Source organism: Streptococcus hillyeri (assembly GCF_041081565.1).
Lineage (GTDB): Bacteria > Bacillota > Bacilli > Lactobacillales > Streptococcaceae > Streptococcus > Streptococcus hillyeri.
The window spans coordinates 1,096,057-1,115,618 of the sequence record NZ_CP163513.1 but is presented as its reverse complement, the minus strand read 5'-3'; the positions used below and the strand labels follow the sequence as shown (position 1 = coordinate 1,115,618).

Annotated in this window: 17 protein-coding genes, 1 pseudogene and 1 riboswitch; of the genes and pseudogenes, 16 read left to right on the top strand and 2 right to left on the bottom strand. The window is 40.8% G+C overall.

All coding sequences use genetic code 11. From position 1 onward, the window contains the following. The first annotated feature begins 33 nt into the window (after positions 1 to 33). The 4 genes and pseudogenes from smc (at position 34) to pyrE (ending at position 5,499) form a co-directional block, all read left to right on the top strand. The gene (smc, locus tag AB6M99_RS05235) at positions 34 to 3,573 is read left to right on the top strand and encodes a chromosome segregation protein SMC (protein WP_369351268.1); all 3,540 of its coding nucleotides are present in this window, start codon (positions 34 to 36) and stop codon (positions 3,571 to 3,573) included. 272 nt (positions 3,574 to 3,845) lie between these two features. Next, complete coding sequence (pyrF, locus tag AB6M99_RS05230; RefSeq protein ID WP_121834529.1) at positions 3,846 to 4,538, top strand: orotidine-5'-phosphate decarboxylase; 693 nt, start codon at positions 3,846 to 3,848, stop codon at positions 4,536 to 4,538. After that, a pseudogene (locus AB6M99_RS05225) lies at positions 4,531 to 4,870 on the top strand (inorganic diphosphatase). Before pyrF ends, AB6M99_RS05225 begins: the two are co-directional and overlap by 8 nt. After that, positions 4,870 to 5,499, top strand: coding sequence for an orotate phosphoribosyltransferase (pyrE, locus tag AB6M99_RS05220; protein ID WP_121834547.1), 630 nt, complete (start codon positions 4,870 to 4,872; stop codon positions 5,497 to 5,499). The pseudogene AB6M99_RS05225 and the gene pyrE overlap by 1 nt, the downstream one beginning before the upstream one ends. Before the next feature lie 47 nt (positions 5,500 to 5,546). Here pyrE and AB6M99_RS05215 read toward each other — a convergent pair whose 3' ends face one another. Then, positions 5,547 to 6,110, bottom strand: a complete 564-nt coding sequence (locus AB6M99_RS05215) for a folate family ECF transporter S component (protein ID WP_121834528.1) — start codon at positions 6,108 to 6,110, stop codon at positions 5,547 to 5,549. A 50-nt stretch (positions 6,111 to 6,160) separates the two neighbouring features. Then, a riboswitch (THF riboswitch) is annotated at positions 6,161 to 6,252 on the bottom strand. A 158-nt stretch (positions 6,253 to 6,410) separates the two neighbouring features. On the opposite strand from AB6M99_RS05215, the gene AB6M99_RS05210 reads away from it, so the two are divergent. The 10 genes from AB6M99_RS05210 (at position 6,411) to AB6M99_RS05165 (ending at position 16,902) form a co-directional block, all read left to right on the top strand. Beyond that, entirely contained in the window at positions 6,411 to 6,977 is a 567-nt protein-coding gene (locus tag AB6M99_RS05210; protein WP_121834527.1) for a GNAT family N-acetyltransferase, read from the top strand. 101 nt (positions 6,978 to 7,078) lie between these two features. Beyond that, entirely contained in the window at positions 7,079 to 8,989 is a 1,911-nt protein-coding gene (locus AB6M99_RS05205; RefSeq protein WP_121834526.1) for an ABC-F family ATP-binding cassette domain-containing protein, read from the top strand. Positions 8,990 to 9,016: 27 nt separating this feature from the next. Next, positions 9,017 to 10,243: an MFS transporter gene (locus AB6M99_RS05200; RefSeq protein WP_369351181.1), complete on the top strand. Its 1,227-nt coding sequence runs from the start codon at positions 9,017 to 9,019 to the stop codon at positions 10,241 to 10,243. Between the two features lie 131 nt (positions 10,244 to 10,374). Then, positions 10,375 to 10,830: a DUF1836 domain-containing protein gene (locus tag AB6M99_RS05195; protein ID WP_121834523.1), complete on the top strand. Its 456-nt coding sequence runs from the start codon at positions 10,375 to 10,377 to the stop codon at positions 10,828 to 10,830. Next, positions 10,805 to 11,455 carry a hemolysin III family protein gene (locus AB6M99_RS05190; protein WP_121834522.1) on the top strand — a complete coding sequence of 217 codons (651 nt, stop codon included), beginning with the start codon at positions 10,805 to 10,807 and terminating at the stop codon, positions 11,453 to 11,455. The genes AB6M99_RS05195 and AB6M99_RS05190 overlap by 26 nt, the downstream gene beginning before the upstream one ends. A 231-nt stretch (positions 11,456 to 11,686) precedes the next feature. Further along, positions 11,687 to 12,661 (top strand): NAD-dependent epimerase/dehydratase family protein, encoded by a 975-nt coding sequence (locus tag AB6M99_RS05185; RefSeq protein WP_369351180.1) that lies wholly within the window; start codon positions 11,687 to 11,689, stop codon positions 12,659 to 12,661. Further along, positions 12,636 to 13,436, top strand: a complete 801-nt coding sequence (locus AB6M99_RS05180) for an MBL fold metallo-hydrolase (RefSeq protein ID WP_121834520.1) — start codon at positions 12,636 to 12,638, stop codon at positions 13,434 to 13,436. Before AB6M99_RS05185 ends, AB6M99_RS05180 begins: the two co-directional genes overlap by 26 nt. Next, positions 13,433 to 14,743 (top strand): F390 synthetase-related protein, encoded by a 1,311-nt coding sequence (locus AB6M99_RS05175; RefSeq protein ID WP_121834519.1) that lies wholly within the window; start codon positions 13,433 to 13,435, stop codon positions 14,741 to 14,743. The genes AB6M99_RS05180 and AB6M99_RS05175 overlap by 4 nt, the downstream gene beginning before the upstream one ends. Beyond that, positions 14,724 to 15,656: a 3-oxoacyl-[acyl-carrier-protein] synthase III C-terminal domain-containing protein gene (locus AB6M99_RS05170; RefSeq protein WP_369351179.1), complete on the top strand. Its 933-nt coding sequence runs from the start codon at positions 14,724 to 14,726 to the stop codon at positions 15,654 to 15,656. Before AB6M99_RS05175 ends, AB6M99_RS05170 begins: the two co-directional genes overlap by 20 nt. Positions 15,657 to 15,669: 13 nt before the next feature. Then, the gene (locus AB6M99_RS05165) at positions 15,670 to 16,902 is read left to right on the top strand and encodes a glycosyltransferase (protein WP_183121635.1); all 1,233 of its coding nucleotides are present in this window, start codon (positions 15,670 to 15,672) and stop codon (positions 16,900 to 16,902) included. A 62-nt stretch (positions 16,903 to 16,964) separates the two neighbouring features. On the opposite strand, the gene AB6M99_RS05160 is transcribed toward AB6M99_RS05165, so the two are convergent. After that, positions 16,965 to 17,453 (bottom strand): DUF308 domain-containing protein, encoded by a 489-nt coding sequence (locus AB6M99_RS05160; protein WP_183121634.1) that lies wholly within the window; start codon positions 17,451 to 17,453, stop codon positions 16,965 to 16,967. 103 nt (positions 17,454 to 17,556) lie between these two features. Here AB6M99_RS05160 and AB6M99_RS05155 point away from each other — a divergent pair, with 103 nt between their 5' ends. Both AB6M99_RS05155 and gdhA read left to right on the top strand, forming a co-directional pair. Further along, positions 17,557 to 17,928: a VOC family protein gene (locus AB6M99_RS05155; protein WP_121834515.1), complete on the top strand. Its 372-nt coding sequence runs from the start codon at positions 17,557 to 17,559 to the stop codon at positions 17,926 to 17,928. Positions 17,929 to 18,129: 201 nt separating this feature from the next. Then, on the top strand, positions 18,130 to 19,482 hold the full coding sequence (gdhA, locus tag AB6M99_RS05150) for an NADP-specific glutamate dehydrogenase (RefSeq protein WP_369351177.1): 1,353 nt from the start codon (positions 18,130 to 18,132) through the stop codon (positions 19,480 to 19,482). The last annotated feature ends 80 nt before the right edge of the window (positions 19,483 to 19,562 follow it).

Sequence of the window (19,562 nt, the reverse complement as noted above, 5' to 3'; positions counted from 1 at the left end):
CTATAGACCATAACATTTGTTATTGAGGACATTATGTTTCTAAAAAAAATTGAAATGCAGGGCTTTAAATCCTTTGCTGATAAAACCAAGGTCGAATTTGACCAAGGTGTGACAGCAGTTGTTGGACCAAACGGCTCTGGCAAATCGAATATCACAGAAAGTCTGCGTTGGGCTCTGGGGGAATCCTCAGCAAAAAGCCTGCGTGGCGGTAAGATGCCAGATGTCATCTTTGCTGGTACACAAAATCGTAAACCTTTAAACTATGCCCAAGTTACTGTTACTTTGGATAATTCGGATAACTTTATTTCGGATAGACCAGAAGAAATTCGTGTCGAGCGGCACATTTACCGCAATGGCGACTGCGAGTACTTGATTGATGGCAAAAAGGTTCGTCTGAGAGATATTCACGATCTCTTTATGGATACTGGTTTGGGACGTGACTCTTTTTCTATTATTTCCCAAGGGCGTGTCGAAGCTATTTTTAACTCGAAACCTGAGGAACGCCGTGCTATCTTTGAAGAAGCGGCAGGTGTCCTCAAGTACAAAACACGCAAAAAAGAGACCGAGACCAAATTAAATCAAACACAGGATAACCTTGACCGCTTAGAGGACATCATTTATGAGTTGGATAATCAACTCAAACCACTTGAAAAACAAGCTGAAACTGCCAAGCGCTTTAGAATTCTAGAGGACGAACGTAAGTCGCTCCAACTCGATATTCTTGTTGACGATATTATTTCGTTTAGGGAAAAATGGCAGAGCAAGGAAGATAGCCTAGCTCAGACTAAGGAAGAACTCTCAGCTTATTACCAGCAACGTGAGCGTCTGGAAACCAAAAATCAAAACCTAAAAGAAAAACGCCATGAGTTGAACAATCAACTTGCCACATATCAAGCTGAGCTCATGGATTTAACACGTTTAAAATCAGATTTAGAACGTCAAATTGACCTTTTAGCGCTAGAATCCAGTCAAAACGAAGAGAAGAAAGCTGATGCTGGTAAGCGTCTCAATCAGATGAAGACCGATAAAGAAACTCTTGAACAGTCAAAAGCTGAAAAAGAGACATTATTAGCTGATATCTCTGACCATTTGGCAGCAACGAAATTAAACATTAGCTCACTCGAGACACAGTTAGAGACATTTTCAACCAATCCCGACCAGATTATCGAGACACTCCGAGAAGAGTTTGTCTCATTGATGGAGAAAGAGGTGGATTTATCAAATGCGCTCACATCAGTCCAAGCTGAAATTGATAGCCGAATTCAGGCTCTTGAAAGCAAATCAAGTGAATTAGCTCAGCTTTTATCTGAAAAAGCAGACCTTGAAAAAGATGAAGAGCTCAAGAAAGCAGAACATCAAGAAGCTATTGACCATGTTCAAGACTTACTAAACGACTATCAAGTATCTGCCAAAGACCTTGAAACCTGCCAGACAGATTACCAAAATCAGCAACAGAAGATGTTTGACTTGTTAGACCAAGTTAAAAATAAGGAAGCACGCCAACAGTCACTGTTAGCCATTCAAAAAAATCATAGTAATTTCTTTGCAGGTGTTAAGGCTGTTTTGCAGAGTGCTGATAATATTGGTGGTATCATTGGTGCGGTTAGTGAACACTTGAATTTTGAGGCGACCTATCAAACAGCTCTTGAAATTGCACTCGGTGGCGCTAGCCAGCACATCATTGTAGAGGATGAAAGTGCTGCGAAACGTTCCATTGATTTTCTAAAGAAAAACCGTTCGGGTCGTGCAACCTTTTTACCTTTGACAACCATTAAATCGCGTGAAGTAGCTGGAAATAATCGCCAAAAATTAGAAGCAGCAGATGGTTTTTTAGGCTTTGCGAATGACTTGGTCACTTTTGAACCTAAATTAACAGCCATTTTTGACAATTTGTTAGGCACAACAGCGATTTTTGAAACCATTGATCAGGCGAACCGTGCAGCACGTTTGGTGAATTTCCAAGTACGCATGGTAACACTTGATGGTTCTGAAATTCGTCCAGGAGGTTCATTTGCTGGTGGTTCAAATCGCCAAAATTCAACGACCTTTATCAAGCCTGAGCTAGATACCTTAACTCAGGAATTAGCGCTTTTGAAAAATAGCTTGCGCCAACAAGAAGAAAGTGTTGAAAAAGCTAGACAAACTCTCCAAGAAACTGAGGCAAAACTGACACAAATCAAGGAATCAGGTGAAAAAGCTCGCTTATCAGAACAAACTGCCCAGTTTGCTTACAAGCAAGTAGCGGAGCGTTTGGAACAAGTTACCAATCTCTGTTCAGTGCTTCAAAGTCAGTCTGACCAAGCAGCTACTCAAGAATTGGAAGAGAAAAAAGCCGCGTTGTCAGCTCAGCTTTTAACTATCGAAAGTCAGAAAAAACAGGTTTCTGAAAACTTGACAGAAATCAAGAGAGATAAGGATAGTATTACCGCTAAGGTTACGGAACTCAATCAGCAATTATCTCACTATCGCCTTGAAGAACGAGAACGCATGAGTGAAGAGCGTTTTGAACGTGCTAACCTTAATCGTATCTTAGCTGAGATTGCTAGTCTGAACAAAGAAATTGTCACTTTGGAAAACTGGTTGACCTCTGCCCCATCAGAAGTTGATGTTGACCAATTACCGATTTTGACTGGCCGTTTAGAAGAGACTGCCAAACGCCATACAGAAACAGAGCAGGCTCTTGTTCGTCTCAAATTTGAGGTGGAAGATTGTGAAGGTAGCCTTGATGATATTGAGGAGCAACTGCAAAAAGCCAGTCATAAAAATGAAGGTCTCATTCGCCAGCAAGCGCAACTTGAGGCAGAGATTTCTAATCTCGGTGAAAAATTGCAGAGCTTTGCTCGTCAGTTGACAGAAGATTATCAGATGAGTTTTGAAGAGGCTAAAGAACAGGCTAGACAACTTGAAAATCTTGCCCTGTCTCGTCAATCCCTTTCAGAGCTCAATCGTCAAATTAAGGCTTTAGGACCAATCAACTTGGATGCTATTGCCCAATATGATGAAGTTTCTGAACGCTTGATTTTCCTAAACACCCAAAGAGATGACTTGGTTCATGCTAAAAACTTGTTGCTTGATACCATTAACGATATGGATGACGAAGTTAAATTACGCTTTAAATCGACCTTCGAAGCCATTCGTGAAAGCTTCAAGCAGACCTTCACCCAGATGTTTGGTGGTGGTTCAGCAGATCTGATCTTAACTGAGGGAGATTTATTGACATCAGGGGTGGAGATTTCAGTCCAACCGCCAGGGAAGAAAATCCAATCATTAAACCTCATGTCTGGTGGAGAAAAGGCACTATCAGCTCTTGCTCTGCTATTTGCCATTATTCGTATTAAAACCATCCCATTCGTCATCCTCGATGAGGTTGAAGCAGCCTTGGATGAAGCAAATGTGAAACGCTTCGGAGATTACCTCAATCGTTTTGATAAGGACAGCCAGTTCATTGTCGTGACTCACCGCAAAGGAACCATGGCAGCTGCCGATAGCATCTACGGTGTTACCATGCAGGAATCTGGTGTCTCTAAGATTGTCTCTGTTAAGCTCAAAGATGCTGAAAAAATGGTTAATTAGACTCTAAAACGAAAATGCATGGTTGTCATGTATTTTCTTCATGAGTACGTCGTGTGAAAATACTTATTTTCTCTTGACTTTCCTCAAAAACTAACCTATAATTTAATAAATTAACCTTTAAGTCAATCCAGAGAGGTTGGCAAGGTGACCTTTCTGCGGATTGGTCGTACGACAAAGAAAAAGAGCTAAAGCTAGTGTCGCTTTAGGTCTATTATGGCGTAAACCTTGTCTCTCTGGGACAGGGTTTTTATTGTAGAAAGGAAACCTACTCCATGCGAGAAAATCGTCCTGTTATTGCCCTTGATTTCCCAACGTTTGAGGAGGTTAAGGCATTTCTAGCCCAATTTCCTAAGGAGGAAAAGCTCTTTGTCAAAGTGGGGATGGAGCTCTACTATGCCTGTGGTCCTGATATTGTGACCTATATCAAATCACTTGGTCACAGCATCTTTCTTGATTTGAAACTGCACGATATTCCCAATACGGTGCGTTCCGCAATGGCTGTGCTGGCAAAATTGGGGGTTGATATGACCAATGTTCATGCGGCTGGCGGCGTTGAGATGATGCAGGCTGCGCGTGAAGGGTTGGGAGAAGGACCAATCTTGATTGCGGTCACACAACTGACCTCAACTTCTGAAGCACAAATGCAGGCTGACCAAAATATTCAGACCAGTCTAACAGATTCTGTCCTCAACTACGCTCGTAAAACAGCAGAAGCAGGTCTAGATGGTGTCGTCTGCTCAGCTCATGAGGTTGAAGCCATCAAATCAACGACATCAAGCAACTTCGTCTGCCTAACACCTGGAATTCGCCCTAGTGGCTCTGCTATTGGCGATCAAAAACGTGTCATGACGCCAAGCGAAGCAAGAACTATCGGCTCAGACTATATCGTCGTTGGACGACCGATTACACAGGCTGAAAATCCTGTCGAGGCTTATCAAGCGATTAAGGAAGAGTGGAATGGTTAGGAAGAGTTATCAAGTGATTATTGATAGACCTATAGGGCTTCAAGATGATTTTGGGAATACCTATCCGATTAACTATGGCTACATTCCTGAATTGTTTGCAGGAGATGGTGAGGAGCAAGATGTTTACATTATCTCTCAGCGTGTTTCACAGCCTTTGACGACTTTTTTTCGGAGAATTGGTTGCCATCATTCATCGCAAAGATGATGTGGAAGACAAATGGATACTAACCTCTCCAGGAGAAAATCTAACGCTTGAAGCTATTCAGGCACAGACTTATTTTATCGAACAATATTTTACATCAAGCATTGAGATGCTAGAGGAGGAAAAATGATGACATTAGCAACGCAAATCGCATCAGAATTATTGGATATTAAGGCGGTATATTTGAAACCTGAGGAGCCGTTTACTTGGGCTTCTGGTATCAAGTCACCCATTTATACAGACAATCGTATGACGTTGTCTTATCCCGAAACACGCACACTTATTGAAAATGGCTTTGTTGACCAAATCAAGGAACATTTTCCAGAGGTTGAAGTGATTGCGGGGACAGCGACAGCAGGGATTCCACACGGCGCTATTATTGCTGATAAGATGAATTTGCCATTTGCCTATATCCGTAGCAAGCCAAAAGATCACGGAGCAGGAAATCAGATTGAAGGGCGCGTGGTTAACGGTCAAAAAATGGTCATCATCGAGGATTTGATTTCAACAGGGGGATCTGTACTAGATGCTGTTGCCGCAGCTAAACGTGAAGGAGCAGATGTGCTTGGTGTCGCAGCTATCTTCACTTATGAATTGCCAAAAGCTACCGAAAACTTTGAAAAAGCTGACATGAAATTGGTGACATTGTCAAACTACAGCGAACTCATCAAGGTCGCAAAAGCCCAAGGCTATATCAACGAGGACGGGCTAAACCTATTGAAAAAATTCAAAGAAAACCAAGAAACGTGGCAAGATTAATAGAATACTAAAAAAGAGCGGGGATGAACGCTCTTTTGTTTTTTAGATTATTTTGAAAGTCCCATCAATTTACGTAATTCAGGAATACGTTGCAGTTGTGGGAGAAGTGCCATCGTTACAATGATACGAATTGGAATTTCAAAAATTTTCAACCAACGACCAGCAATATATTGGGCAACAATTGGTGTACCAAAGTAAATCTGAATAAGCAGTGGTGTAAAGATGAACGTTCCAATAAGCATAATAACAACTGTTGCTAGAGTAACGTGTAGCCAGTCTTTTTTAGATTGCCATTGAAGAGCTTTTCCATAGAAGAAGTATCCGTAGAAAAATCCTTGAACAGCTTCCATAAGTGTCCACCAGATGATGAAATTTCCAGCACCGCTAGAAAGATTATCAACAACATCAAAGACCGCAAAGGTAATAAACGACCAAACAGGACCACCAATCATACCAATGACAGTGTTCACAACAAAAGCAACACTGACTACTAATTGTTTAGGAATGATCGTCACAGAAAATTTTCCGATAATAAAGGCAAGTGCTACCAACATCGCCAACGTGACGAGGCGCTGAGTAGTCAGTTTAGGGGTTTTGAAAAAAGTTTTCATTAAAAAAGGCTCCTTTTCTGTTGGAGCTGTTACATCAAGTGTTCTTGATCAACAGCGGATGCAATGATTCACCGCGCCATAAGGCTTCGTTGTGTGACAACATCCCATTCACACACACTTAACGCGAATCATCTACTCTGTGTAAGTAAACTTACTAGATTATTGTAACATAGGAAGAGGGAGTAAACAATACAAAAAGCTTGAAAATGATAATTTAAAACCACATTTTGTTAATATGTGTTTATTAAAAAAACAGTATTTATATGGTAAAATAGACTAAAATTTCTTGGAGGAATCCTTATGAACCCCATTGGTACTAAGACAATTGAAACCGACCGTCTCATATTGAGACAGTGGCGACTAGAAGATGCGACAGCCATGTTTCAAAACTGGGCCTCTGATGTCGAAAACACGCAATACGTCCCTTGGGAAGCTCACAAATCTGTGGCAATAACAGAGGAATTTTTGGCAGAACGTGTCAAGGATTATCAAGACAATCAAGTCTTTCGGTGGGCGATTACGCTCAAGGGATCTCCTGATGAAGTGATTGGTGATATCAGTGTTGTAGCCATTAGACCAAACGTCGACGAGGCAGAAATTGGTTATATTCTGAGCAAACAGTACTGGAATCAGGGACTGATGACAGAGGTTTTACGTGAGGTGATTGATTTTCTCTTTGGAGAAGTTGGTTTTAATCGTATTGTTGCAGGTTTTCTAGCTGAAAATCTTGCATCTGGTCATGTGATTGAGAAAGCAGGCATGCGCTACGAAGGCACCTTTAGGCAAGCTATGAAAGTAAAAGGTAGGATTTTTGATTATACTTGCTACGGTCTTTTGAAAAGTGACTGGCTCGCTCATAAACAGTAACACTGTAAACAAGTCTGACTCTCTAGTCTGGACTTGTTTTTTAATGCCTTTTTTCCTTGATAACACATGATTTTTCCTCGCTTTTTTGGTAAACTAAAAGCATGATTATTTTAAGTGGAAACAAGTTAGAACGTTCCTTCTCGGGAGACGTTCTCTTTAATAATATTAACATTCAAGTTGACGAGCGTGATCGCATTGCCCTTGTTGGACGAAATGGAGCTGGGAAATCGACACTACTGAAAATCTTAGTCGGTGAAGAAACGCCAACGTCTGGTGACATCAATACCAAACGTGACTTGAGTTTATCTTACCTTGCCCAAGACAGTCGCTTTGTATCAGAAAATACCATCTATGATGAAATGCTACACGTTTTTGACGACCTTAGGCAAGATGAAAAACGTCTTCGTCGTATGGAAGAACAAATGGCAGAGGTTGTCGGTTCAGACCTTGATAAACTGATGATAGATTACGATAAGTTATCTGAGGATTTTCGTCAGCGTGGTGGTTTTACCTATGAAAGTGACATCCGAGCGATTTTAAACGGCTTTAAGTTTGATGAGAGCATGTGGCACATGACCATTTCAGAGCTATCTGGTGGTCAAAACACGCGCCTTGCCCTCGCTAAAATGCTACTTGAAAAGCCAGAATTACTCGTTCTGGACGAACCGACCAACCACTTAGACATCGACACTATTGCATGGTTGGAAAATTATCTGGTCAATTATCAGGGAGCCCTCATCATCGTCAGTCACGACCGTTATTTCTTGGACAAAGTTGCCACGATCACCTATGACCTCAACCCACATAGTTTGGACAGGTACGTTGGTAACTATTCGACTTTTATGGACTTGAAGGCGGAAAAACTGGCGACCGAAGAAAAAAATTACGAAAAACAAGCCAAAGAAATCGCAAAACTTGAGGATTTTGTTCAGCGTAATATCGTCCGTGCCTCAACCACTAAACGTGCCCAAGCCCGACGCAAACAGCTTGAAAAAATGACACGCTTAGACAAGCCGTCTACCAGTCAAAAATCAGCTAACATGACCTTCCATTCGGACAAGGTTTCAGGAAATGTCGTCTTGACTGTGACTGATACAGCCATCGGCTATGACGGAGAGATTTTAGCTGAGCCGATTTCACTTGACGTCAAAAAAATGGATGCTATCGCTGTCGTTGGTCCAAACGGTATCGGAAAAACAACCTTTATCAAGTCAGTTATCGGCAAACTCCCATTTATCAAGGGAGAGGCTGTCTACGGAGCTAATGTTGAGACAGGTTATTATGACCAGACCCAGTCTGCCTTAACGCCAACAAATACCGTTCTTGACGAACTCTGGAATGATTTTCCAACTACACCAGAACTGGATATTAGAAACCGTCTAGGTGCCTTCCTTTTCTCTGGCGATGATGTCAAAAAAGCCGTCAGCATGCTTTCAGGTGGTGAAAAAGCTCGCTTGCTGTTGGCAAAACTCTCCATGCAGAACAATAACTTCCTCATTCTTGATGAGCCGACTAACCACCTCGACATCGACAGCAAGGAAGTTCTGGAAAATGCCCTCATTGACTTTGACGGAACCCTCCTCTTTGTCAGCCACGACCGCTATTTCATCAACCGTATCGCCAGCAAGGTCCTTGAAATTTCAGAAGAAGGTTCAACTCTCTACCTAGGCGATTACGATTATTATTTGGAGAAAAAAGCAGAGCAGGAAGAACTAGCGAGACTGGCGTCAGAAGAAACCATTGTCAAAACAGACACCCCATCAGCTGGCGCTAGCGATTATCAATCCCAAAAAGCCAACCAAAAAGAACTCCGCAAACTCACAAGACGCATCGCTGAAATTGAAGAACGCCTCGAAACCATTGAACAACGAGAATCTGAAATCAATGAAGCCATGCTTGCGACCAATGATATCGGACAACTCGCCGACCTCCAAAAAGAATTAGACGCCATCCAAGAAGAACAATTCACCCTCATGGAAGAATGGGAAAACCTGAGCGAGCAGGTGGAGTAGGGGCAGTATCGTAAAAGGGAGAGTAAGATGAAATATTACGGAGACATTTTCAGAGAATTTCGTCTAGACAGGCACATGAAACTCTCGCAAGTTGCTGGAGACGATTTATCGGTTTCACAATTATCCCGCTTTGAGCGTGGGGAGTCAGATTTATCTGTGACCAGATTTTTCTATGCCTTAGAAAAAATCAACATCGCCGAATTAGTCATTTCCATACTACTCAATCCTTTTGGTGGCGCCATTTCCGACCGCTTTACCAGACGAAAAATTCTTCTCTGGACGGATGGAATAGGAGCGCTTGTCTGTTTGCTTGTGGCTTTTTTCCCTAGTCAGACCATGATGATTTATGGCCTGATTGGCGTAAACATGGCTCTAGCCATTTCATCAGCCTTTTCTAGTCCCTCTTATAAAGCCTATGTTCCTGAGGTTGTTGGCAAAGATGATCTGGTGCGTTATAACTCTGACTTAGAAACCGTCGTTCAGATCATTAAGGTCTCTGCCCCTTTGCTAGCTTACTGGATTTTGCAGCTCGTCGGGATCCGTATGACTCTTGTCATTGATAGCCTAACCTTCTTGCTGTCCTTTCTAGCCCTTTATCTCATTCGTCAGCCTGAGGCTTTGGAGGAAAATAGCAGAGCTACTGACATTGATTTCAAAGGGATTTTGAGCGATATTTGGGAAGGTTTTACCTATATCCGCAACAAGCGTGATATTTTCTTTCTTCTTATTATCGCCTCTCTGGTCAATATTTTTGCTGCTATGTTAGCCTATCTCTTGCCTTTCAGTGGTCGATTATTGCACCAAGATACTGCCTACGCCACCTTACTGACAATGGCAGCTGTAGGAGCATTGATTGGAGCCTTTTTAGCACGTCAGGTAGCTAACCATATGAGTGCCATGCTCCTCTTTCTAATCTTAAGTGGACTAGGGATTGTCATTATCGGGCTTGCAGCGATCATCGGCTTACCTGTTTACGTTTCTTATGCAGGGAATTTGCTATCAGAAGCCAGCATGGCCATCTTTAACATCCATTTTTTCAGTCAAGTGCAAAGCCGTGTCGATAAAAGATACATGGGGCGTGTGATTTCAACCATTTATACTGTAGCCATTTTGCTCATGCCTTTGGGAACCTTGAGCATGACCCTTTGGACGTCTAGTATTTCCCTATGGAGCTTTATTTGGATAGGACTAGGTTTCATTGTCATCGGTCTAGCCACTAGCTATTATGCTTCTAATAAAAATGGCAAACAGTAAGTCAATAACACTCAAATGTACTGGATTAAAAGGTATGAACTTCTTATAAGTTTATGCCTTTTAATCTTTTTTCTTGCTATAATTTTAAAGAAACGCTATAATCTGGTTATAAAAACTAGATAGGATAATCAATGAAACAAATTCCATATTGGAGTGAGCTTCCAGACATTGCGCTCTACTTAGACCAAGTATTATTAATGGTTAACGATTTGGCACAGATAAAAACCAATCCTGACGATAAAGGATTGACTGCTTCTATGGTCAATAACTATGTCAAACACGGATACGTGGACAAACCCACCAAAAAGAAATATGAGAAAAAACAATTTGCGCGTTTGATTGCCATCACCTTTTTAAAGCATGTTTTTTCTATTCAAGAGATTGCGCAAGCATTGAACCTTCTTCAGCAAAGCTATTCATCTCAAGAGTTATATGATGACTTTGCTTCTTATATGAACGGTAGTGAAAAAGAGGTTCCGGAGCTCATTGCAACAGCCTGCGAGGCACTCAAACTCTACTATAACGCTCGGCTATTAACCCTAAAACTGGAGGAAGAAACCTATGGCAAAAACGCTAAAACTCAGTAAACAACTGTCATTTGGAGAAGAAGTGGCTAATAGTGTCACCCACGCTGTTGGTGCCTTGGCCATGCTCTTTCTTCTACCTGTCACCGCAACGCATGCCTATAATGCTTACCATATGAGAGCAGCGGTAGGAATGTCTATTTTTGTGATTAGTTTATTTCTCATGTTCTTATCGTCTGCCATTTACCATTCTATGTCATATGGTTCAACGCACAAATATGTCCTGCGTATCATTGACCACAGCATGATTTACATTGCCATTGCTGGTTCTTATACCCCCATCGCTCTTTCACTATTAAATGGCTGGTTGGGATATCTTATTATTATCCTTCAATGGGGAACAACACTTTTCGGGATTTTGTATAAGATTTTTGCGAAATCAATCAACGAAAAATTCAGTCTGACCTTATATCTCATCATGGGATGGCTTGCTGTCTTTATCCTACCAGCAATCCTCAGACAAACAGGCCCTGTTTTTTGGAGCCTCATGTTATCTGGTGGTTTATCTTATACCGTAGGAGCTTTCTTTTATGCCAAGAAAAAGCCATATTTTCACATGATTTGGCACCTTTTTATCTTACTAGCTTCTGCATTACAATACATTGCCATCGTTTTTTATATGCTATAAATTAAAGCCAAGCATTTTCTTGCTTGGTTTTTTCTTGCCTGAGTATCATGTTTAATTTTCCAAAAAAGAAAATATCGTGTTATAATGTTACAAATAAAGGGAGCGATTTCATTATGCACATGCAAATTTCCCTTGATTAATAGCACTCTGAACAAGTAGTGAGTTGTGGGAGAATTTTATAAAAACATGCTCAATTTAAACGTTAACAACATTGTATAAGGTGGTGATTGAATGAAAGTCTTGGTTACTGGAGCGACAGGTTTTTTAGGAAAATATATCATTGAAGAATTAGTGAGTGCAGGATATCAGCTTGTTGCATTTGGTCGCAACGAGACTATCGGTCGTTCTCTGGTAAGCCCTCAGGTGACCTTTGTGAAAGGGGACTTAGCAAATCTTGAAAATGTCCGAAAAGCAGCGCAAGGTGTTGAGATGATTGTGCATGCGGGTGCCCTATCTGATGTTTGGGGACCATGGCAACAGTTTTATGAGAGCAATGTTCTTGGAACGCAAAACATTCTAACAGTTTGCGATGAGTTTGAGATTAAACGCCTTGTTCACATCTCATCTCCCAGTATCTATGCCAAAGCTAGCCATCAGTTTAACGTGACAGAAGACGGAGCGCCTCTTGAAAACAATCTCAACTACTACATCAAAAGTAAGCTAATGGCCGAACATCTCGTAACCCAATCTACTGTGCCATATGTCATCTTACGCCCTCGTGGGTTATTTGGCGTCGGAGACGTCAGCATTGTACCAAGACTGTTACGGACCAATGATACCATAGGTATCCCACTTCTCAATGGCGGGCAGCAATTAGTTGATATGACCTGTGTTGAGAACGTTGCTTACGCTATCCGACTATGTCTTGAACACGATAAGGCGCTCGGGCAAATTTATAATCTGACCAACGACGAACCCATGCCATTTAAAGACTTGCTAGATTTATTCTTTAAAGCCTCTGGAAATCGTCCTCATTATCGCAAACTTCCAGCAAAACCATTAGAAGTTCTCGTCTCACTTATCGAAAGTATTTTTCTTAAATGCCGTTTTAAAAAAGAGCCGCCGCTAACACGATATACCTTCTATTTACTGACTTATAGTCAGACCTTATCTATCGCTAAAATCAAACGTGAACTGGGATATCACCCAAAATTAACCATTGAAGAAGGAGTGCAAAAATATGTCGACTACCATCGAAAGCATTGAGTACTTTGCCTGTGGTTATTGTATTAATAATAAGAAAAACCTATTTAAGGGAGTTCCAAAGGGAAGCTTACATTTTCCAGCTGGTGTCTTTCTCATTAAACACCGTGAACATGGCTACATCCTATATGACACAGGCTACGCGCCAGAAATCATGGCTAAAACATGGAAATATGCTCTGTATCGTCTCCCAAATCCTATCGTGATGACCCCAGCTGATAGCATTAGTGAACAACTCAAAAAGAGAGGAATTAGTCCTGACGCTATCCGCTACCTCATCTTATCTCATTTACACCCAGACCATATCGGTCAAGTTAAAGCATTTCCAAAAGCTAACATTATTTTAACAAAGACCTGTTTGCAAGAATACCGTGCTAATCGCTTTAGTTCTCTGATTTTTAAGGAGTTTTTGCCACTTGATTTTGAAAAGCGTGTGATAACGATTGAAACTTATCAGGATAACAGGGATTTCCCCCATCTTCCAAGCTATGATTTCTTCGGAGACCAAAGTATCCTAATGACAGAATTATCCGGTCATTCAGATGGGCAATGTTGTCTTTTCTTTCCAGAAAAACGCCTCTTTTTAGCAGCAGATGTTGCCTGGGGCGTTCCTTTAATTCCGCTGACAAAGAGAATGCGACTAATCCCACGATTGCTCCAAAATAACATCAAACAATACCAAAGGAGTATCCAAGTTTTAGAACACCTACAACAAGATGGTATTAAGATTATCGTCAGTCATGACCAAAAAGAGAGAATTGAGAGGGTATTAAGATGAAATGGTTAGCCTATCTATCAGCCTTTATGACGACTAGATACAGGCGCTTTCAGACGAGAGAAGCTCTTTTAGCTTACCAAGAGCGATACATTAAAAAACACCTTACCTATGTTGAACGCTTTTCGCCATTTTTTAAACAGGGGATTGATCTCACTCAAGTCTCAATGGATAAATCCTTTATGATGGCTCATTTTGATGCTTTAAATACTGTTGGGATTAAAAAGGCTGACGCGTTTAATCTGGCAATTGACAGTGAACGAAGTCGTCACTTTTCACCAACTATTAATTCCATTTCTGTCGGACTTTCCTCTGGCACATCTGGTCATCGAGGGATTTTTCTGACTAGTCCAGAAGAACAGGCGACTTGGGCGGGAACAATTTTAGCCAAACTTCTCCCTCGAAAACCTCTTCTAGGTCATCAGCTCGCCTTCTTTTTAAGGGCTAACAATAACCTGTACGAGCAAGTCAATTCTCCCTTTTTAACTCTTCATTATTATGACATGAGCCAAGCAATAACATCACACCTAGATAGCTTAAATCAGTTACAACCCAGTATTTTGGTGGCTCCAGCCTCTGTTTTATGCCAACTAGCGAGCTTTCAAGAAACTGGTGACTTGACCATTGCTCCTCAAAAAATCATTTCAGTTGCTGAAGTATTAGAAGTTAAAGACCGCGATTATATTGCTTCTGTTTTTAAGCAGGATATCATTCATCAGATTTACCAAGCGACAGAAGGATTTTTGGGCTATACTTGTGATCAGGGGAGAATTCACCTGAATGAAGATGGCATCCGTTTTGAGAAAGAATACATTGACGACAAGCGGTTTTATCCCATTATTACGGATTTCAAACGCAAATCTCAGCCTTTTTTACGCTACCGTCTCAATGATATTCTAGTGGATAGTCAGGAAGAATGTCCTTGTGGTTCTGTGTTACAAGTTATTGAAAAAATCGAGGGGCGTTCGGATGATATTTTTTACTTTGAAACCGAGCAAGATGAGACAATCAGCATTTATCCAGACTTTATCAGACGTTGCCTACTATTTATTGATGGCGTCAGAGAATATCAGGTTTCTCAACTGTCAAAACAAGTCCTTGAAATTGCGACTAATGAGCTTACCGAAAAGCAGCAAGCAGAGATTATCTCTGAATTTCAAAACCTTTTCAAAACCTACCACATCAAGCCAGTCACCCTTACCTTTACGCCTTACCAATTGCAAAAGGATCAAAAATTAAAGCGTATTTGTCAAAAAATGCCAATCTCGGAACAACATTTAGGAGATTACTATGAGAAAATTAATGATTAAAGGTTACGGAACAGCTTTACCCCAAAAGACAATTCACTTTGGTGACCAGACCCGTTATCGTATTTCTGGTGCCGAAAATCAATTAAGTTTAGCCGTTGAAGCGATTGAAAAAGCCCTCACAAGGGCTAATCTAACAATCTCTGATATTGACTGTATCGTCTCAGCTAGTGCCGTTGATGTTCAGCTGATTCCTTGCACAGCAGCTTTGATTCATGAGAAAATTGCCAAAGGTACAGCCATTCCAGCTATGGATATCAATACCACCTGTACCAGTTTTATCACCGCTCTAGATACCATGTCTTACCTCATCTCAGCGGGGCGCTATCAAAATGTGCTTATTGTGTCTAGCGAGGTAGGGTCATTGGCACTTAATCCCAAACAAAAAGAAAGTTTTGAATTGTTCAGCGATGGCGCAGCAGCTTTTATTTTTGGTCACCAGACAGAAAAAGAAATCGGCATCATTGACGCCAAGCAATGCACCTGGTCTGAAGGAGCGCACGATACTGAAATTCGTGCGGGACTATCTGCCGTACACCCAAGTACTTATTCGGAGGAAACCAAAGAAGACTTTATGTTCGATATGAAAGGTCGTCGGATTTTAGGTCTTAGCGTTAAGAAGGTTCCTCAAATGGTTCAGGAATTCTTAGCTAGTAATCAACTTTACACCAGCGATGTTCAGTTCTTTATTCCGCACCAAGCTAGTAAAGCTCTGCCTTTAGTCATGGAGAAGTTAGGGGTAAAAAAACATCAATACATCAATATCGTCTCAGACTACGGTAACATGGTTTCAGCCTCTGTTCCCTTTGCCTTTGCCTATGCACTAGATAAAGGATTAGTAGCAACAGGGGATAAAATCATTTTAGTTGGAACGGCTGCTGGTTTGACAACAAATATCTTGCTGATGCAACTATGATTGGGGAATGCCAATGAACAAGAAAGCAGTAGCGGTAATTGTAATCCCCATGGCAGGTCATTTTTTACCCTTAATGGATTTATTGACGCCATTAGAACAGGATTACACCTTTACCATTTACACCACTTCTAGTCGTCGCCAAGAAGTGATTTCCAAGGGATTCCAATTTCAACCGTTATCAATGCACTATGATGATGAAGACATCAACACATTAGCCTATTCCAGCAGCCAATTAACCTTATTATCGGCGTTTAAAACCTTTCAGCAAGTGGCTAAAATGGTGACAAATATTACCTTTGAATTGATTGAGCGAATAGAGGCAGACCTCATTATTGCAGATATGATGCTATTTACAGCTCAGTACCTTTCAGATAAAACGGGTATCCCTCTCATTTCAGCCTTTCCTATCCCATTTGTCAGTCAAGGTTACGATGACACGCCAACCTTTCTCAGAATGCCTTATTTTGAAAATAAAGTCATTAATAAACTGGCAAATCAAGGTCTAAAATGGGGCAAAGACCTCATATTTTTGGGATGCAAACCGTATTTGCCTAAAGATTTTCACCTTTGGCATGTGAATCAAAAACAGCCCCTCTTAGAATATTTTTATTCCAAAGAATCCATTGTAGCCTATGGGATAAAGTCACTAGAATTTCGAACTGATTTACCAAAACATCTCAAATTTATTGGCTACCCCTTAATAATACCTGAGCATACTTACCATTCCATTGGAAATATAGTAACTTTTTCAGATTATAAGAAAGTCATTTTAGTGACCTCAGGGACTCTTGTTAAATGGTCCAAAGACTATTTTCGAAATATGGCAAAGGCTATTGCAACACAGTACCCAAATTTCTTAGTTATTTTTACAGAAGGAACCGTCGGGAAAAAGCCCATCCTTGACGGAAACCTCTATACGTGCTCTTTTATCCCTTACGACACTTATCTGCCCAATATAGACTATGTGGTTCACCATGGGGCAGCAGGTATTTTTTATAAAGCTATTGCTAACGCCATCCCCTCACTCATTATCCCAATGGATTTCGACCAATATGACTTTGCCAAGCGAGCTGATTATTTCCAAGTAGGAATATACGTTAAAAATAGGAAGCTAAAAACAGTCTTAGATGCTTTCCAAAATCTGATTACAGCTAATTGGCCTAATTTACCAGAATATGCTAAAGAGGTTAACAGTACTCCTAGTAGCCTACTCTTGGCAAAGGAAATCGACCGTTTAATCCAATAACAACAAAAATTCTCGCCACAAAAGATACTTTGGCGAGAACATGATGATATAATTCTTATCACTTAGAATCGTTTACCCAATAACATGGTCGAAACACCAATCATGATAAAAATCAAAGAAAAGAATTTACCGATAAAAACCGCTGAAAACACTGGCGCTATAAAGAGTAGCAAGCCGACAGCAAGAATACCCCAAGTGTGCTGTTTCTTAACAGGAGACTGAGGAAAGGCAGGTTGCACAAGCAATCGTGAGATACCAATCACCAAAAGCCAAAAGGCGACAATAGAAAGTACCAAGCTGCTTCGGAAAAAGGCAGAGCTGGTCATCAATAAAAATCCAACAAGTGTAGAAAGGCTAGCTTTTACGAGTAAACGAAGCGAACGATGCATTTCTGGTAAATAAAAATAAAGCCGCAACTGATTAAGCCCAGTTACAAAAATAACAAAGGCAATCACCGAAGCGATTGTGCCAACAGCCGCAAATGGATGGTTAAACAGGTAAAGTCCTAACATAAGACTAATACCACCAAGTAATAAGGGAAGTGTTTTCATACGAACTCCTTGATAAGTTTTCTCCATTATAAGTGAATGCTAAAAACTTGTCAAAAAAATGGCAATCATTTACAATAATGGTATCATAAAAAAGGAGAACAATATGAAATTATTACACACTTGTATCCGTGTTAAAAATCTTGAAGAGTCCCTAAAATTCTATTCGACAGCTTTCCCATTCTTTGAAGCACGTCGCATGGATTTCCCAGAACACAAGTTTACCATCGTTTACATGCAAACAGAAGGTGAAGAATTTGAGCTTGAATTGACTTACAACTATGACCACCCAGGTTATGATCTTGGCAACGGTTATGGTCACTTGGCTGTTGGTGTCGAAGACCTTGAAGCGTCACATGCAGCCCACAAAGCTGCTGGCTACGACGTCACAGAGCTTAAAGGATTACCAGGTAAAGATGTTCAGTATTACTTCATTACCGATCCAGATGGTTACAAAGTCGAAGTAATCCGTCTATAATTTGCATAGGTATGTCAGAAAATCTGACATACTTTTTGATTTTTTCCGCTAAATTTTCAAAAATACTTGACAAAAATATTCTGAAAATTTATACTATTTACTGTAGTTATTTTTTCTCACCTCGTTTATTGCTATAAAACGTGAGGCAATAGGCTTTGAAAAGCGTGAGATTTCGTATTATTTAGATAATGGAGGCAAATTATGACAAGAGGTCAAGAATACGTTGCTAGCGTTTTTGAAAAAGTAAAAGCACAAAATGGACATGAAGCTGAATTCCTACAAGCTGTTGAAGAAGTCTTTGATTCATTGGTGCCAGTTTTTGATAAATACCCTAAATATATCGACGAAAACATCTTGGAACGATTAGTTGAACCAGAGCGCATCGTTTCTTTCCGTGTGCCATGGGTTGATGACAAAGGTCAAGTTCAAGTTAACCGCGGTTTCCGTGTGCAGTTCTCATCAGCAATCGGACCTTACAAAGGCGGACTTCGTTTCCACCCATCTGTAAACCAATCCATCATTAAATTCCTTGGTTTCGAGCAAATTTTTAAGAACTCATTGACTGGTCAACCAATCGGCGGTGGTAAAGGTGGTTCAAACTTTGATCCTAAAGGAAAATCAGACCTTGAAGTGATGCGCTTTACACAAAGCTTCATGACTGAACTTCAAAAATACATTGGTCCAGATGTGGACGTTCCTGCTGGAGATATCGGTGTTGGTGGACGTGAAATTGGTTACATGTTTGGTCAATACAAACGCCTCAACGGTTACGAAAATGGGGTCTTGACTGGTAAAGGGTTAACTTACGGTGGGTCATTGGCTCGTACAGAAGCAACTGGTTACGGAGTGGTTTACTTTGCTGAACAAATGCTTAAAGCGCGTGGCGAAGACTTTGCTGGTAAAACAGCCATCGTCTCAGGTTCTGGTAACGTGGCTATCTACGCAATCCAAAAATTGCATGAGCTCGGCGCTAAAGTAGTAGCTTGTTCTGACTCATCTGGTTACATTTACGATGAAAATGGTATTAACGTTGAAACATTGAAACAACTTAAAGAAGTAGAGCGTGCTCGTATCGTTCAATACATTGAACACCATCCAAACGCTCATTTCACACCATCGTCATCTGATAATAATATTTGGACAGTTAAAGCTGACCTTGCATTCCCATGTGCAACTCAAAACGAACTAAATGACGCTGACGCACGCGCTTTGGTACGCAATGGTGTTATCGCAGTTGCAGAAGGTGCTAACATGCCATCAACCCTTGAAGCGATTGATGTCTTCCACGCGGCAGGCGTATCATTTGGTCCAGCGAAAGCTGCAAACGCTGGTGGTGTTGCCGTATCAGCTCTTGAAATGGCTCAAAACAGTGGACGTACTGCTTGGTCATTCGAAGAAGTGGATGCCAAACTTTATAACATCATGAAAGACATTTATGAAAATGCAGCAGCAGCAGCAGAAGAATTCGACGCTCCAGGCAACTTGGTTGTAGGTGCCAACATCGCAGGATTCCTAAAAGTCGCAGAAGCAATGTCAGCACAAGGTGTTATCTAATTAAGATTAATAATAAAGAAGTCGTAATGGCTTCTTTTTTGTTTATACTTGCAGTTCCTCCTTTTTGTGGTAGAATGACA